The following is a 14,685-nucleotide window of genomic DNA, read 5'->3' on the forward strand; positions in this document are numbered from 1 at the left end:
TGCCGAACTGTTGCGCGCGCGCAACGCGCGTGCACAGTCGATCTATTGCGGATTCGTTGCCGTGCTCTCGCCCGGGCGCTTCAGCCCGCCGCGGCTGACGATCGCCATCGTCTCGCGGCAGAGATCGGCGAGGCCGATCACCAGCACGGCCAGCAGGCAGAACAGGTTGATAGAATCGGCATTCGCGCTGGTCAGCGAATTGAACTCGAAAAAGGGCGGCATGAACGCCCACCATACCAGCGGAATGGTCAGCAGCGCGGCGAGCGCCGCCGCCGGCACGCCCGCGACAAGCCCGAGCAGGAAAAGGCCGGGCAGGAATGCAGCGAAATAGAGTTTTGCGCCGAGCGCGACACAGATTCCCTGAAGCACCGCCGACATCGCCACGACGACAAGCCCCAGCAGAAACGCCTGCCACGACCATGGCCGTACCCGCGGTACGCCAAACAGTCCCGTATGCCTCATCAGCCTCCCCCTGCCGCCTGTTAACCAGGTCCGCTTGCGACCAAAGTACTACAGCGGCGAGCGGACCGCGAGGCGGAAATTGCGGCCTCGCGGGGTTGGTAAATGGGCCGCAACGCATAATTGCGGCCATGCCGGCGGCTATTCGGTCGCCGCATAGAGCAGGCCAGCGACGGGCAGGGCAAGGCCAATGGCCGATGCCAGGGTCCAGCCGCCCTGTGCGAAGGCGAAGGCGCCGAGCGCGGAGCCGGCAGCACCTGCGGCGAAGAACGTCGCCATATAGAGCCCGTTAAGGCGGCTGCGGTGCTCGTGCCCGAGCACGAAAATGGCACGGAAGCCGAGCACGACATTGCCCTGCACGCCGATATCGATGGCGATCGCGGCCACCACCAGGCAGGCGAGGTTCAGCACCGATCCGGCCGCGCCGATCTGCGTGATCAGGAATCCGGCGGCTGCGAGCAGCATCGCCACCAGCGTCGCGAGGCGGCTATGGCCGCGGTCGGCGAGCCGTCCTGCGATCGGGGCCGCGAACACGCCGGCAACGCCTGCGAGCGCGAACAGCGCGATGCCGCGCTGGGTGAAGCCGAATGCGCTCGCGAGCTGGAGCGGCGCTACCGTCCAGAACAGCGTGAAGCAGCCGAACAGACTCGCCTGGTAGAGCGCACGGCGGCGCAGCAGCGGCGTGGTGCGCACCAGCTGCGGCATCGACAGCAGCAGCGCGCCATAGTGCATGCGCGCCACCGGCTTGCGCTGCGGCAGCGTCAACCAGAGCACGGCTGCGAGCACGATCATCAGCCCGGCCGAGCCGAAGAACACTGCGTGCCACGACAGCGCCGCCGTGACGAAGCTCGACACCGGGCGCGCCAGCATGATGCCGAGCATCAGGCCGGTCGAGACATTGCCGACGACGCGGCCGCGGATGGCCTCGGGCGCCAGATGCGCGGCATAGGGAATGATGATCTGCACCGCGACCGAGCCGAGCCCGATGAACAGCGCGGCGATCAGGAACGGCAGCGCGTGGGTGGCGAACGCCGCGGCGAGCAGGGCCGCCGCCCCAAGCGCGATGACCGAGCAGATCAGCGTGCGGTTCTCGACGAGGTCGCCGAGCGGTACGATGAAGAGAAGCCCGATGCCGTAGCCGATCTGCGTCATGGTGACGATCAGCCCGCTAGCTGCATGCGACAGGCCGAGCGCGGCGCTGATCGGCGCGATCAGCGGCTGGGCGTAATAGATGTTGGCGGCGACCATGCCACAGGCCGCGGCAAGCACGAAGGTCAGGCGCTGCGACACCGCATCCGGTCCGGGCGCGGTCTCGATCGTGGCATTCATCGTCATTCGTTAGACTCCAGGAATAGGGAATGACTATTCCCTATTATGACAAAAAATTCAGGCGAGCAGTTTCATCGCGACGGCGACGAGGCGCGTCCCGTCGAGCGGCAGGCGTGCCTTGCCGGCGACGCGCATGCCTTGCGTGATGCAGATCATCAGCCGCGCGGTGTCGTTGGCATCGACGTGACGGGGAATCGACCCATCGGCCTGCCCCTGGCGAATGAGGCCGGCGATGAAGCTTTCGTTCGTTTTGAGCTGCGCATTGACGCGGGCGCTGACCACGGGATCGAGCGCGGACAGTTCGACCGCGCTGCCGACGACCAGGCAGCCGCGCTGCCCCTCGGTGCCCTGGGAATGCTCGACATAGGACAAGAGCACGTTGCGGATTTGCTCGCGGCCGTTTGCACCGCACGCCGCTGCGCTGCGCGTCTGCTCCTGGCGCAGCGTGGTGTAGCGTTCGAAGGCGGCGAGAAACACGGCATGCTTGTCGCGAAACGCCTTGTAGACGCTCCCCGTAGCCAGCCGCATCGCCGCGGTGAGATCGCCGATCGAGGTCGCATGATAACCGCGCTCGCGAAACACGCGCACGGCCCTGTCGAGCGCGGTATTCATGTCGAACTCCCGGGGACGGCCGGGCGGACGGGTGGGCTGAGATCGGCGGGCAGCCTTTTGCATTGCGGGATAATAGGGAATGATTGTTTCCGAATAAAGACACTTGGTTGTGAATGGGAATGGATAAAGGTTGGCTGATGGATAGCGGAAACTTAGGAGATCGCGTCCCGGACAAGCTGCAACGCGCAAGCGTTGCGGCGCAGAGCAGGCACCCAGAAAGCGACACGGCAAAATGCGGAAAGATGGGCCCCGGCTCTGCAGCGCATCGCTAAAGGGCGCTGCGCTGCGTCCGGGGCACGAGAGGAGAGTGAGGCATGATCTCTCCACACGTCATTGCGAGCGCAGCGAAGCAATCCAGAATCCCGCCGCGGAAAGACTCTGGATTGCTTCGCTGCGCTCGCAATGACGGAGCAAGGTGAACCGACGTCGTTTTCAAACTCGCAGTTTACTCGCAGACACGCCTTCGCATTCTCGCGGCGCGTTTCGCCCGAGCTTTGCTTCGTCGCTCCACCCTCAAAGCCGGGAGGGCGCAGGGAAGGCCGGATGCCGGCTGGCACCCACGGTCCGCTGTGCGAAAGGCACACGCAGAAAACTGCACAGCGGCATACAGGTGAAGCGCAACACACGGCCTTCCCTGCGCAGTGGTTTGACGGCTTATGCCGCGCTCTCCTGGGAGCCGAGTTCGTTCTGGCCTCCCTCGCCCTCGTAGAAGTCACGGACACCGCGCCGGTTGACGCCAATGCCGCATCCGCAAGAGCTTGACCGTAGCAACGACGGCCAGGACCACACGGTTTTGCCGTACGCGCGGCTCGCCTGCGCCACAGGGTTCGACGGCGTTGTGCACCTTGCCATCGACATGCTGGCGCGACGAACCTGACAGCGCCGTCCGTCCTGCGCGAAGCTTAAGGGTTCACGGAGAGCAATCCGCCCTGCCCTTGGCCTTTCGCGCCCGACGCTGCCGCGTCCACCGCAAGCCCGGCTCCGCGATCATCACGACACATGATCGCCCCTCTCGGATGAGCCGGGATGGGCGATACATACGTTATTTCCGAATTTCGGTAAAGTGGAATATTTTTGCGCGAGGGAATTGACAGACGGGCGACACAGGCGCGGCTGGAGCGGAAGCGCAAACCGGGAGTGTGCGCGCAAGCAGACCCCGGGTTACGCTGCGTTCCATCGGGCTATGAGGAGCTACGCTGCAAGTGAGTGCGGGCGACCCTTGCCAGCTGCGATCGTTGCGAATTTGCAACGGTTCCCCACGGTCTGAAGCCGGCCAAAAGAAACTCCCATTACGGCCACGAACCGCTCTCACAACGCCGTGAGACTAGCAGGGGAACTACGATGCGTGCACAGCGCGTTTGGAAAGTGAATGGGGCCGCCAGCATCGGGCAACTCCAATCGAGACTGGATGACCTGAACAAGCGGCTTGGCCAGCTCGAAGGCCAGCATCCCGAGGGCTGGAAGATCGAAGAACTGAGATCGAGCGCGCTCAGCCTGTCGCGCGAAATCGACGACATCCGCTGCGCCGAGGCGACGGCCGCGCTGAGCGAGCTGCTGCGCAAGTAATCAGGCCTATCGCGATTCGCTCGCCGAACAAGGAACCAACCTCGCGCACCACCATTTCCATGCTGAGCATGGAGCAAGACCATGACGGGCATCGCGCGCCTCGCACCGTGAGGGATTTCGCATGACGTCCGACCCCGAGGAGTCGGTGAGGCTGCAAGGCTATGGCGAGATGACGTTGCGCACCGCGATCGCGACGCTGATGGCGCTGGCGCCGCGCGAGCGATCCGACGCTGCCATCTTCCGCATCCGCGACGGCTCGCGCCTTGCCAGGCGCGAGATCACCGACCTCGCCTCGGAATTGGGCATGGCGCCGCTCGCCGACGTCAGGTCTCCAAGACTCGTCCCGGAGCAGCACTGGCAGGACATCGTCCGCGGCATGGTGCGCGAGGCGCCGCTGCCATCGCTGATGGTGGCGTTCTTGGTCGGCATGCTTGTGGCGCGGCGGTGAAGCTCACGCGGCGGCGCGGACCGATTTCGCGCGTTGCTCGAGCGCATTGATCGTCGACACGAGATTCTCACGTCGCGCGCGAAGGTTTGTCGCGAGCAGCGGATAGGACGGGTCCTTCACGTCAAACACTCCGGCCTTGGCCTCTTCTTCGAGGATGTCGGAATTCATGAGCTGAACGCGCCACCACAAATCCGCAATCAGCGCGCTGAGCCGAAGCTCTCCAGTGGAGCCAAAACGGGACACTTCTTTCATTGTTTGCCTCACCCTGAAACAGTCCCTCCGCTGGGGACTGCCGATGGTCCTGACTGAGCAAACAGAGTGCCAGGGCTGCGGGCCAGTCAGATGCGCCGACCTGCACAACTTCGTGGCCTGCCCAGGGTCGACCGCAACCGCCATGACCGTAAGGCGCGTTGGTCGGCGCGAGCCATGCCGCCCCGACAGACGTCCCTGCTAGGCCAAATCCATCGTGGACCCGCCGCGAAAATCGTTGCAAAAAGGCGCTCCCGAGGCGCCGGCGGCCGGTCTGTCAAGCCTTTAGGAATACGTCGACTTTTGGAAGAATGGTCGGAGTGGCAGGATTCGAACCTGCGACCCCTGCGTCCCGAACGCAGTGAGTATCTTTTAAGTTATTGATATTTCTTGGTGTGGCAGTCGTTCCCGTCCCGTTTTGTTCACTGTCGTTTCACCCAATTCATTGCGATTTCGTTGCGGGCGTTTACCACGAGAACAGCTACAAACCTCGTCCGATTTCTCTGCGCGAAGGGCGCTTCTCCGGTCGCATGAGGCGGAAAAGGCCCCCGGGAAAGACTCGAACTCGTTTCATGACGGGATGAGCGAGCCACCCGCGAGCGGATGTCGCCGTCATGCGAGCCGAAGCGCTCTCGCGAAAACCCGGCTGCGCAGGCGGTCGCGTTCAGCCACGGGCGATCCGGAACCGGTGAATTCGGCGACGCCGAGCTGATCTGTAATTCGGCGATGTGTCTGAGTACCTGTCCGCGCCCTGACATGCAGCGGGAACCTCGGACCTTTTTATTCGCAATTATCCTTTCGGTAGGCCTAACTCCTCGATGGCCCGGAGGCAGATCTTGGCGGGGTCCTTGAGGCCCGTCTGCCCGATCTCAATGATCTTCCCGGCGGTATCACTTCGGTGAGCGGATTGTTTCGATCCTGTACGCCAATCGTACGGAGGGCCTTCTCGTAAGCGCTGGAAAGCCGCGTGATCTATTCAGGCCCAAGAGGTGAGTTTTGAAATATTCGGTAGATGGCCAGCGTTAGTCCCCCTGCTGGACGTACCGTAGCATCAGCTCGCGAAGGGAGCATTGCGATTCGAGCCTTGGGCAAACGATTTTCGGTTTTCCGGGATGACCAGAGGCTCGACGGAAGCCGCTCAGGAGGAGTCAGGGAGCCTTCGCGCGCGCCCGTTCGCGGGCGGCTCGGCGGCGCTGATCCCGGCCGAGCCGGGTCGAGGCAGGAAGACGAGCCGCGGGTGTGGTGGCGGCGGCTCGGCTCCAGCTGCCTGCCTTCCGGCCTCGGCTTCAGAAGGCCGAGCTTCCATGAGCTCGAGCACCGCGCGCCCCTTCTCATTGTCACCAACCAGGCCGATCCGGCGCTCGTCCAGGCGAAGCTCGGGAATGGCAAGAACCTGACGGTCCGCGCGCCGAAACTGCACTTCTTCGAAGATGATCCGTTCAGCCGCCCTACGAAAGTGAGGACGGCCTGCCTGAGGCGCTTCGCGTCGGACAGCTTCAATCAAAACGATTCTTTCGCCTCTGTCGCACTATGGAGTTGGCTGAAGTATCACGTTGTCGATAAGCCGCGTCGAGCCGACATAGGCGGCCACGCACAGCGCCGCGGGGCGGTGCAGCGGACTTGACGCGGGCTTGAGCGTGTCGCCGTCGACGAGCTCGAGGTATTGCAGCTGATCAATCGTTTCCAAATGCCTCTTGGCGATTGCAACCAGCTTGTCCACGTTCCGCTCTCCCAAGCCGAACGCCTCCGCTGCGGCGAACAGTCCACGACTGATGGCGAGGGCCTGCCCCCGATCTTCCTCGCTGAGATACCGGTTACGGCTGCTCATTGCGAGACGGTCCGCCTCCCGAACGGTCTGCACGGTCACGATCTCGATCGGCAGATTCAGATCGATGGCCATCCGACGCACGACCGCACACTGCTGAAAATCCTTTTGCCCGAAGAACGCGACGTCCGGCTGCACCATATTGAACAGCTTGCATACAACCGTCGCAACCCCACGAAAATGTCCCGGTCTGAAAGCGCCGCAAAGCGGTTTCGCGAGCTCGCCTGGTTCGACGAAGGTCTCGAATTGAGCAGGATAGATTTCTTGTGAAACCGGCGCGAAGACGATCGTAACACCGGCATCGCGGCATAGCTTCTCATCGCGCTGGAAGTCGCGCGGATACGTACTTAGATCCTCGCGTGGCCCGAACTGGGTGGGATTGACGAAGATGCTGACCACGGTGACGTCGCATTGCGCCCGGCTGGCCTCGATCAGCGCCAAATGGCCGTCGTGCAGATAGCCCATTGTCGGTACAAGTCCGACACGTTTGTCGGCTCTGTGAGCGTCCGCGAGCGCGCGGCGAAGCTCGGCGACCGTCGTGATTGTCTGCATTTCTACGCTTCACATCGGGTTCGGTTGGAAGGCGCCCAGTTTGCGATCGTCTCACCTATGCCTTCGGGAAGCCGATAGGATTCTTGCGGTGCCGGAAATGTACCGTTGCGGACATCGGCAACCCAACGCGACAGCGCCTCCTGCAACACCCGAAAGCCGTCGGCGTAGGTCCGAACGAATCTCGGGACATGGCCTTCAATCAAGCCGAGCACGTCGTGGAACACCAGCACCTGCCCCGAACAACCAGGACCTGCGCCAATCCCGATGGTCGGTATCGTCAGCGTTTCCGTCGCTCGCGCAGCGAGCTCGGTCGGGATGCCTTCCAGGACCAGAGCGAAGCAGCCGGCCTCCTGCAGGCGATGGGCGTCGTCGAGCAGGCGCAAGGCGTCATCGGCCTTGCGGCCCTGCACCTTGAATCCGCCCATTGCATTGACGCTCTGCGGGGTCAGGCCGAGATGACCCATCACGGGAATCTCGCACTCGACCAGGGCACGTATCATTGCGACGCGTTTGGATCCGCCCTCGAGCTTCACGGCGTCAGCGCCACGCTGCAGGAAACCTCCGGCGTTACGTATCGTGTCCTCGGGACTGAGGTGAAAGCTCAGAAATGGCATATCGGCCACGAGCAAGGCTCGAGGCTTCGCACGCGCAACCGCCTCGAGATGGTGATTCATCATCGCCATGCTGACTGGCAGCGTATTGTCGAATCCGAGGCAGACGTTGCCGACGCTGTCTCCGACAAGGATCATATCCACGATGGGATCCGCAATGCGTGCGGTGACCGCATCATAGGCGGTCGTCATCACGAGGCGCCGCCCCTCCTCCTTCCACAGCTGCAGCCTTGGAAGCGTGACCCGCTCGAACGCCGTTTCGGACCTGTGGCTCATATCCACTCCTACCGTAAGACTGACATCAGTTCGATTCTGCGGCACGAAGTGGTATGGTCTTGGCGTCGCCTGCCTCGCCCAGGATTTCGAAGCAATAGCGCTTGGCACAATCCCGAGTGACGGAATAGGTCATGCGATCGGTAATGTGGTTGTCGCGATCGAAGGCAAGAATTCTTGGTTTCAGCCGAACGATTTCCGCCCCATCCACGTACGTCGAACTGCAGACGATGATCTGGTCGCCGACGTGGCAGGTGCGCGCAGCGGCACCATTGAGGACACAACAACGTGAGCCGGGTTCGCCAAAGATGACATAGGTCGAAATTCGCGCGCCGGAATTCTTGTTCCAGATCTCCACGAATTCCATCGGCAGAATCCCCGCCTCATGGCACTGATCCGGATCGAGCGTAATCGAGCCGTGATAGTGAAGATTGGCCTCCGTGACATGGATGCCGTGAAGTTTGGCGGCGAGCACCTTTTTCATCTGAAAGTTCCGTCGAACCTCGCACGCATCCCCAAAGCCGGGCATTCCTACGGAGCACGAGATAAAACTGTCAACCTCGATGAGCAAAATGAAACATATCTCTAAAAAATGGCGACCCAACGCATAAAAACGTCCAATGGTCGCGCGATCATCACGTAAGAACTTCCTACCCAATCGCCATGTGAAAGGCGGAGTTGCCTCGAGCTGGGCGCCGACGTCTCAATTACCCGCGAGCGATGCGCCGCTGGCAGGAACGTCCGGTCAGGCGGCTCGCATTTTGGTCAGAAATTGGTCTACCGCCGTACGCAGCATATCCGACTGATTCTCCAACCCACGCGCATTAGTGAGAACCTCGCCGGCTGCTGTACCAGTGGCGGCCGCTGCGGTGCTGACGTTGCCTATATGCACTCTGATTTCGTTGGAACCCGCGGCGACGGACTGGATGTTGCGCGCAATTTCGCTTGTCATAGCACTCTGCTCTTCGACCGCGGAGGAAATGCTCAGCGTGATGTCACTCATCCTGACGATCGTTTGCGTAATTCCGTTGATGGCGAGAACTGCGTCGTTTGTAGTTGCCTGCATGGTCTCGACCTGCGCGGAGATCTCCTCCGTTGCCTTTGCCGTCTGATTGGCAAGCGCTTTAACCTCGGCTGCCACGACAGCAAATCCGCGTCCGGCGTCGCCGGCACGTGCCGCTTCGATCGTCGCGTTGAGGGCAAGGAGATTGGTCTGCGTGGCGATACTATGGATGAGTTGGACAACTTCGCCGATCTTTTCGGCTCCGCTTGCCAGGACCTGCACCGTAGCGTTTGTGCGCTCAGCGTCACCAACAGCTTGGCGCGCGACCTCGGTCGACTGCAACACCTGTTGCGATATCTCCCTTACCGACGCAGATAATTCCTCGGCGGCGGCGGCTACCATTTCGACGTTCCCGGACGCTTTTTCTGACGCAGCGTCGACGGTGGACGCGCGCAGACTGGCATCGCTGGCGGTCGTGGTCATAATATCCGCTGTGCCCTGCATATCGGCGGCTGAAGCGGCGACCGCACGAACGATGCCATCGACGCTTTGCTCAAAATCATTCGCAATGCTCTCCAAGGTGGCACGGCGCTCGGCAGCCGTGCGACGTTGAGCTTCGGCCTCGACCAGCTCCAGCCCCCGAATACGAATCGTGTTGTCCTTGAACACTTGGACGGTCGCGGCCATTGCGCCGATCTCATCTTTCCGACCTACACCTGGAATGTCCTGTTCGAGTTCGCCGTCAGCGAGCCGCCTCATGCACGTGCCAAGTGCTGCCAACGGTTTAGTGATGCTGCGGCCGAGGAACCAGGCGATGACACCCGAGACCAGTCCGATCACGATGATGGCACCCCCGAGCGACCACATGATCGGTTGCAGCTTGGCATCAAGATCATCCAGATACGCGCCGGAACCGACGAACATGTCCCATCCGGGAATGCCTACCGCGTAGGACAGCTTCCTGATCGGCTCCTTTTCGCCGGGCCTCATAAACTCGTAACGCAGCACGACATCGCCGTTCGCCGCCACGCCGTCCCGCAGTTCGCGGATCAGCGCACGTCCGTTGGTCTTGCCGTCAAGACGATTGACCCCAATTGTCTTTGGATCCTGAGAGGCAACCGCGACACCTTCCATCGTATTTGCAAAAATATAGCCCGCGCCCTTGTCATACGTCATCGTCTGAGCACGGCGGGAAAATTCAGCAATTGCAGCCTCTTTGGTGAGTTGGCCTGCCTCGACTTGCTTCTGCAAGCCTAATGCAAAGTTCTTGGCGATCTCGACGATGGCGCGGGTCTGTTCGACACGCGAATTGATCATTTCCTTCTGCATCAAATAGCCCGCAAGCAATCCAGCTGAGAAGAGGCCCAGCATCGAGATCGCAACTAGAATGCTGATCTTGGGAGTGATCGGCATGTTATTGAGTGATTTCAAGGAACGTCTCCAAGGCAACTGCCCGGCGGGCTCAGGCGCATAGATTATTGCTTGTATACAAGTGATCTGTTTAGGTTTCGTTACAGCCGCTACAAGTCGGCCAACACTTGCGCCATGTTGACCAGGATCGGACGACGGAGTGCCAGCTCCTTTCCACTGCGCATGCATCGACGAGATGAGCAGGTCGACAACCCTCATCTCGCCGGTCAAGCCCTTCCACCAGCGTCAAACGCTCGACACCGACGCAGCCTTCATCGTGGCCTCCGTTTCCGTGTCGACCTTGAAGCCCTTCGCGGACAAATCCCGGCCGAGGGTCTCGGGCAGCAAAAGAGAGGCGAGAATGAAGACGGCCGCAGCGGGAAGGGCCACCGCAACCATGCCGTTGAGAAGGCTTCCGCCGAAATGGGCGGCCGCAAGTGGCACGATCACAGGGGCTATGCTGCCGAGCCCGCGACCTCCCATATAGAATGTAGACACCGCTGTCGCACGCAGGTTGACCGGATAGAGTTCCGAGATCCAGACGCCCGTCACACCCAGCGCGACGTTGCCAATGCCGAAGCCGATGTAGAGCCAGAACATCGGCCACTCAGTCTTCGATCCCACGTAGAGCTGGCTCCCCCACACAGCCATACCGACCAAAGACCCGACCCAGAACAGCGCGGGCACGAGGGCTCCGAAGCGGCGGCCAGCCCTGTCATTGAAAAAGCCGTTCGCGAGGTAGCAAATGCCGCTGACCACCGAGAGCAGAACGGCTGTCGTGCGAACGACATCACCTGGCGTATGCATATCGCGCAGCAGCAGTGTCGGAATAAAGGAGACGACGCTGTAGTAGCAGAGCATGTAGCTCATCAGCCATACGAAGGCGATGACGGTCTGCCGTGCCAGCCCATTGCGGAAGAGATCCGCAAGGGGAAGTGTGCGGGCTTCTGCGGTGACCTGACTGGCCTTGCGTTGCGCCTCATACTCCAGCCAGATCTTGGATTCAGGCATAAAGAAACGAATGAAGATGATCAGCAGGATGGGCACACCGCCACTCAGTAGGCCGATGCGCCAGCTCCACTCGTCGCTGAACGTCGCAATCAGCCAGATGCCAACGATTGAAGCCGTGGATGACGCGATCACGGCACAGCCTTGGAGCGCAGCCGCGCCCAAACCTCGGCTGCTCTTTTTCCAGGCCTCGTTGAAGAGCACCATGCCTACGCCATACTCGCCGCCAAGACCGATGCCGGTGATCAACCGCAGCACGGCAAGCGACCAGTAATTCCATGCGAAGGCCGAAATGATCGCGGCAACCGAGAACAGCGCGATTGTGAGTTGAAGCGAGGTCTTTCGGCCAAGTCGATCACCAACGATGCCAAACAGCGCGCCGCCAATGGCCGATCCGAACAATGTCAGAGCTTGCAGTGAACCGACCTCGGCCAACGATAGCGACATCGACCGTTGGATCGCGGGCAAAAGAAACGGAAAGATCAGAACGTCGTAGAAGTCGAGAATGTAGCCCAGCATCGCCGAGATCATAATCGAATACCGTTGCCTCGCCGTGTAATCTTCCGAAGTTCCGATCGCCGTAGACATGTGGTGCGCTTCCCGTTGAGAGAACTGGACAATTGATGGTCGTTATCGAAACGCTTTCCGCGTCGTTGGGAGTCGCAAATGCGGCTCCGGGCACCGATTTTGATGCGCGGGGGCCTAGCGGCCCGGCGCTCTCAATTCCGGATAAGCAAAGTCGCCCTTGTCGAGGATGTGGATATCGTCGAGCCACAGGCTGCAGCCGCGAAGCGGGATGTCCAAATGACACGGCGTGTCATTCGTACCGCCGAGCTCTGTGTTCGGACCCGTCGAGAACAGGACGTTCCCGTAGAAGGAAAGCGCATTCATGATGTGCTCCGACGCGACTACCTGGGAGGCCGCGATGTGGTGCCAGGTAGCACGCTCGTTCGATCCCCAGCCGATATGCGAGATCGCCCAGCCGCGCGGATCGCCGAAACTGTCGATATAGTTTTTGATGAGGAGCGCGTCGGTGCCCTCGCCCTTGAGGTCGACGATATAACCGCCCTTCACGGTCAGCGTGACCGGCGACTGGATGTAACGCTTGAACGCGCAGAGGATGTCACCGGGCATCAGCACGACCGTGCCGTTGACGTCGCCATCGGTCGCCTGAGTGAAGGCAAAGCCTGACGGGAAATGATCCCAGCGCCCGGGCTCATCCGTGTATCCGTATTCGGAAATGACCGGGTATTGCTTCAGGCCATAAGTTACGTCCGTTCCGCCGGGCGACGTGATCCGCATTTTGCTGGCCGACTGGAGGAGGGTTCGAGAAAGCTCCGTTCGCCGGCGCAGATCTTCGGTCGGGAACATCTTCTTGAGGATGTGGAACGGCTCCATCACGCGCAAGATGCGCGTGCCCGCTTCCTGAATTTCGGCTTGCTCGCGAGAGAACAGCAACCCCAGGAGATCGATCACCATGTCCACGCGCTTGAGCGTATCGATCGCCGGCTGGTTGCCCGTGAGCGCATGCCGGCCCTGCAGGCCTGCGACCTTGCCCTGGCCGTATTTGGGCACGTTGAGATGAAAGGTCGTTGCGCCGAGGCTCTGCGCGGCCAGCATGAAGGCCTGGGCGTATTCCTGCTGATCCTCGCCGCCGCTCAGGACCGCAACGACTTCGCCCTTCTTCACCTTGCAGAGTGTCAGCTCGGCCTTGAAGAGCTCGAGCATTTCAACATCAACGATTTGTCGGGACATCTTCACTGATCTCCTGTTTGCCGAACGTAGACACGCGGCCGTCGAACCGATCGCGTGGTCGCGCTAGAAGCTCTTCGACGATCGAAAGGAAGCCCTCGGTATCGTCGATCTGCATTTGGTGACCCGCGCTTTCCAGCGTCCTGATCGCGATCGACGGCAGCAATCCGCGAATTTCCGCTTCATCTTCGGGTCGAATGACCCCTCCCCGCCCGGCGACGATCAATGCGGTGGGAACGCCGAGATGGGCGAGGTCGCGGTGGATATCATCGTCATGAAAGCCTTTATGGCTCTCGATGAGAGCACGCTCGTCGCAGGTATGCATCCACTCGGCCCGAGTGCGGATGTGCAGCTCGGGCCACCGCGGAGCAGAGGGGCTTCGCAGCGCCGCGTCGGCTTCTCCGCGCTTCGCGCTTTGAAGCAATTTGAGAAGCGGTTCGACCGGAATCGGATAGGCGCGGCGTCCGGGACCGGAGACCGGCGGATCGACCAGTATCAGTTGGTCCATGGACGATGGCCGCCAACGCGCGGCGCGGATTCCGATGCGGCCGCCCATCGAGTGGCCCAGCAGCGTATAAGGGCCCATTCCAAGCGCTTCAGCGAACCCGATGAGGTCGGATGCGCATGCGTCGAGCGAATAATTGAGATGCGGGCCGCTTTCGGAAAGGCCGCGACCGCGGACATCGAGCACGAAAACGTCGTGTCCGGAGCACAGGCGTTCTGCGATGAAGGCCCATTGCGCCGCAGTCGTCGAGATGCCAGGGACAATGATGATCTCCGGCCCGGTCCCGCCGAACCGCAAATAATGCTGCCGAATGCCGTTGGCGTGCACATTGGCGCCGTAAAGCAATCCGGATGCCGCGGCGCCGCTCACGTCTGCTGATCCTTTGTGTGGTCATCCGACAGCGCGCGAAGCCGCTCGATGGCGACCTGCGTCGGCATGACATCCGCGTATTTGCTGGCGATATCGAACAGGTTGACGGCGTGAGACGTGGGCGAGCGGTCGTAGACCGCATCGCTCGGCACAATTGACTTGAAGTTCAGTGCGCACGCATCCACAACCGAAGCCCGCACGCAGCCGCTGGTCGTGCAGCCGGTCACCACCAGCGAGTCGACGCCGGCACCGATCAGATAGGTCGCAAGCGGAGTGCCGAAGAACGCGCTTGCCTGAGTTTTCGGCAGCAGCAACTCGCCGGGCTCCGGAGCCACCTCTCGGACGAAGTCGTAGCCCTCGGACGGGATCCGCATGATACCCGGGATCTTCGCCGAAAACGCGCCCTGGTCCTGGCCTACCTTCCGCGCGACATGCGGGAAAATCACCGGCCGTTCTTTCTCGCGAAACAGCAGCACCAATTCGGCGATGTGTGCGATCGCATGCCAACCGGCCTCGCCGCAGCTGGTGGGGTATTGCTTGATCGCGTCGCGGATCGGCATCGGCCGGTCGCCGACCGAACGATACTGCACGTCGATGACCAGCAACGCCGGTCGTCTGCCGAATCCCGCCGCACCACCCAGCCCTGCGAGGGCATAGGTTTCGCGCTCGTCCAGCGGTATCACGTCGTCCCAGGGGTGCCTGGTGCCAGTCACT

Annotated in this window: 14 protein-coding genes; 2 read left to right on the forward strand and 12 right to left on the reverse strand. The window is 61.5% G+C overall.

The genetic code is table 11. The features are described 5' to 3' along the window. Positions 1–42: 42 nt before the first annotated feature. The 3 genes from IVB01_RS31015 to IVB01_RS31025 form a co-directional block, all read right to left on the reverse strand. Positions 43–462, reverse strand: coding sequence for a DUF4118 domain-containing protein (locus IVB01_RS31015; RefSeq protein WP_247280333.1), 420 nt, complete (start codon positions 460–462; stop codon positions 43–45). 138 nt (positions 463–600) lie between these two features. Continuing rightward, positions 601–1,794 carry an MFS transporter gene (locus tag IVB01_RS31020; protein ID WP_247280332.1) on the reverse strand — a complete coding sequence of 398 codons (1,194 nt, stop codon included), beginning with the start codon at positions 1,792–1,794 and terminating at the stop codon, positions 601–603. Positions 1,795–1,845: 51 nt separating this feature from the next. Continuing rightward, positions 1,846–2,463, reverse strand: a complete 618-nt coding sequence (locus tag IVB01_RS31025) for a TetR/AcrR family transcriptional regulator (protein ID WP_346015485.1) — start codon at positions 2,461–2,463, stop codon at positions 1,846–1,848. A gap of 1,278 nt (positions 2,464–3,741) precedes the next feature. Between IVB01_RS31025 and IVB01_RS31030 the strand changes: the two genes are divergently transcribed. Both IVB01_RS31030 and IVB01_RS31035 read left to right on the forward strand, forming a co-directional pair. Further along, complete coding sequence (locus IVB01_RS31030; RefSeq protein WP_247280330.1) at positions 3,742–3,966, forward strand: hypothetical protein; 225 nt, start codon at positions 3,742–3,744, stop codon at positions 3,964–3,966. Positions 3,967–4,087: 121 nt separating this feature from the next. Continuing rightward, positions 4,088–4,414, forward strand: coding sequence for a hypothetical protein (locus IVB01_RS31035; RefSeq protein WP_247280329.1), 327 nt, complete (start codon positions 4,088–4,090; stop codon positions 4,412–4,414). Positions 4,415–4,417: 3 nt separating this feature from the next. Here the strand turns inward: IVB01_RS31035 and IVB01_RS31040 are convergent, their stop codons facing one another. The 9 genes from IVB01_RS31040 to IVB01_RS31080 form a co-directional block, all read right to left on the reverse strand. Further along, a complete protein-coding gene (locus tag IVB01_RS31040; RefSeq protein ID WP_247280328.1) occupies positions 4,418–4,666 on the reverse strand; it encodes a hypothetical protein in 249 nt (82 codons plus the stop codon). Between the two features lie 1,525 nt (positions 4,667–6,191). Then, on the reverse strand, positions 6,192–7,040 hold the full coding sequence (panC, locus tag IVB01_RS31045) for a pantoate--beta-alanine ligase (protein ID WP_247495134.1): 849 nt from the start codon (positions 7,038–7,040) through the stop codon (positions 6,192–6,194). A 2-nt stretch (positions 7,041–7,042) separates the two neighbouring features. Further along, positions 7,043–7,927, reverse strand: coding sequence for a 3-methyl-2-oxobutanoate hydroxymethyltransferase (panB, locus tag IVB01_RS31050; RefSeq protein WP_231142510.1), 885 nt, complete (start codon positions 7,925–7,927; stop codon positions 7,043–7,045). Between the two features lie 25 nt (positions 7,928–7,952). Continuing rightward, complete coding sequence (gene panD / locus IVB01_RS31055) at positions 7,953–8,408, reverse strand: aspartate 1-decarboxylase (RefSeq protein ID WP_231145340.1); 456 nt, start codon at positions 8,406–8,408, stop codon at positions 7,953–7,955. A gap of 261 nt (positions 8,409–8,669) precedes the next feature. Then, the gene (locus IVB01_RS31060; RefSeq protein WP_247495135.1) at positions 8,670–10,358 is read right to left on the reverse strand and encodes a methyl-accepting chemotaxis protein; all 1,689 of its coding nucleotides are present in this window, start codon (positions 10,356–10,358) and stop codon (positions 8,670–8,672) included. Between the two features lie 225 nt (positions 10,359–10,583). Further along, positions 10,584–11,933, reverse strand: a complete 1,350-nt coding sequence (locus tag IVB01_RS31065) for an MFS transporter (RefSeq protein WP_247495136.1) — start codon at positions 11,931–11,933, stop codon at positions 10,584–10,586. Positions 11,934–12,047: 114 nt separating this feature from the next. After that, positions 12,048–13,100, reverse strand: coding sequence for a leucyl aminopeptidase (locus IVB01_RS31070; RefSeq protein WP_247495137.1), 1,053 nt, complete (start codon positions 13,098–13,100; stop codon positions 12,048–12,050). After that, positions 13,081–13,971: an alpha/beta hydrolase gene (locus tag IVB01_RS31075; RefSeq protein WP_247495138.1), complete on the reverse strand. Its 891-nt coding sequence runs from the start codon at positions 13,969–13,971 to the stop codon at positions 13,081–13,083. The genes IVB01_RS31070 and IVB01_RS31075 overlap by 20 nt, the downstream gene beginning before the upstream one ends. Beyond that, complete coding sequence (locus IVB01_RS31080) at positions 13,968–14,684, reverse strand: isochorismatase family protein (RefSeq protein ID WP_247385000.1); 717 nt, start codon at positions 14,682–14,684, stop codon at positions 13,968–13,970. Before IVB01_RS31080 ends, IVB01_RS31075 begins: the two co-directional genes overlap by 4 nt. Position 14,685 lies beyond the last annotated feature (1 nt).

This window comes from Bradyrhizobium sp. 164 (assembly GCF_023073715.1).
Classification (GTDB): domain Bacteria; phylum Pseudomonadota; class Alphaproteobacteria; order Rhizobiales; family Xanthobacteraceae; genus Bradyrhizobium.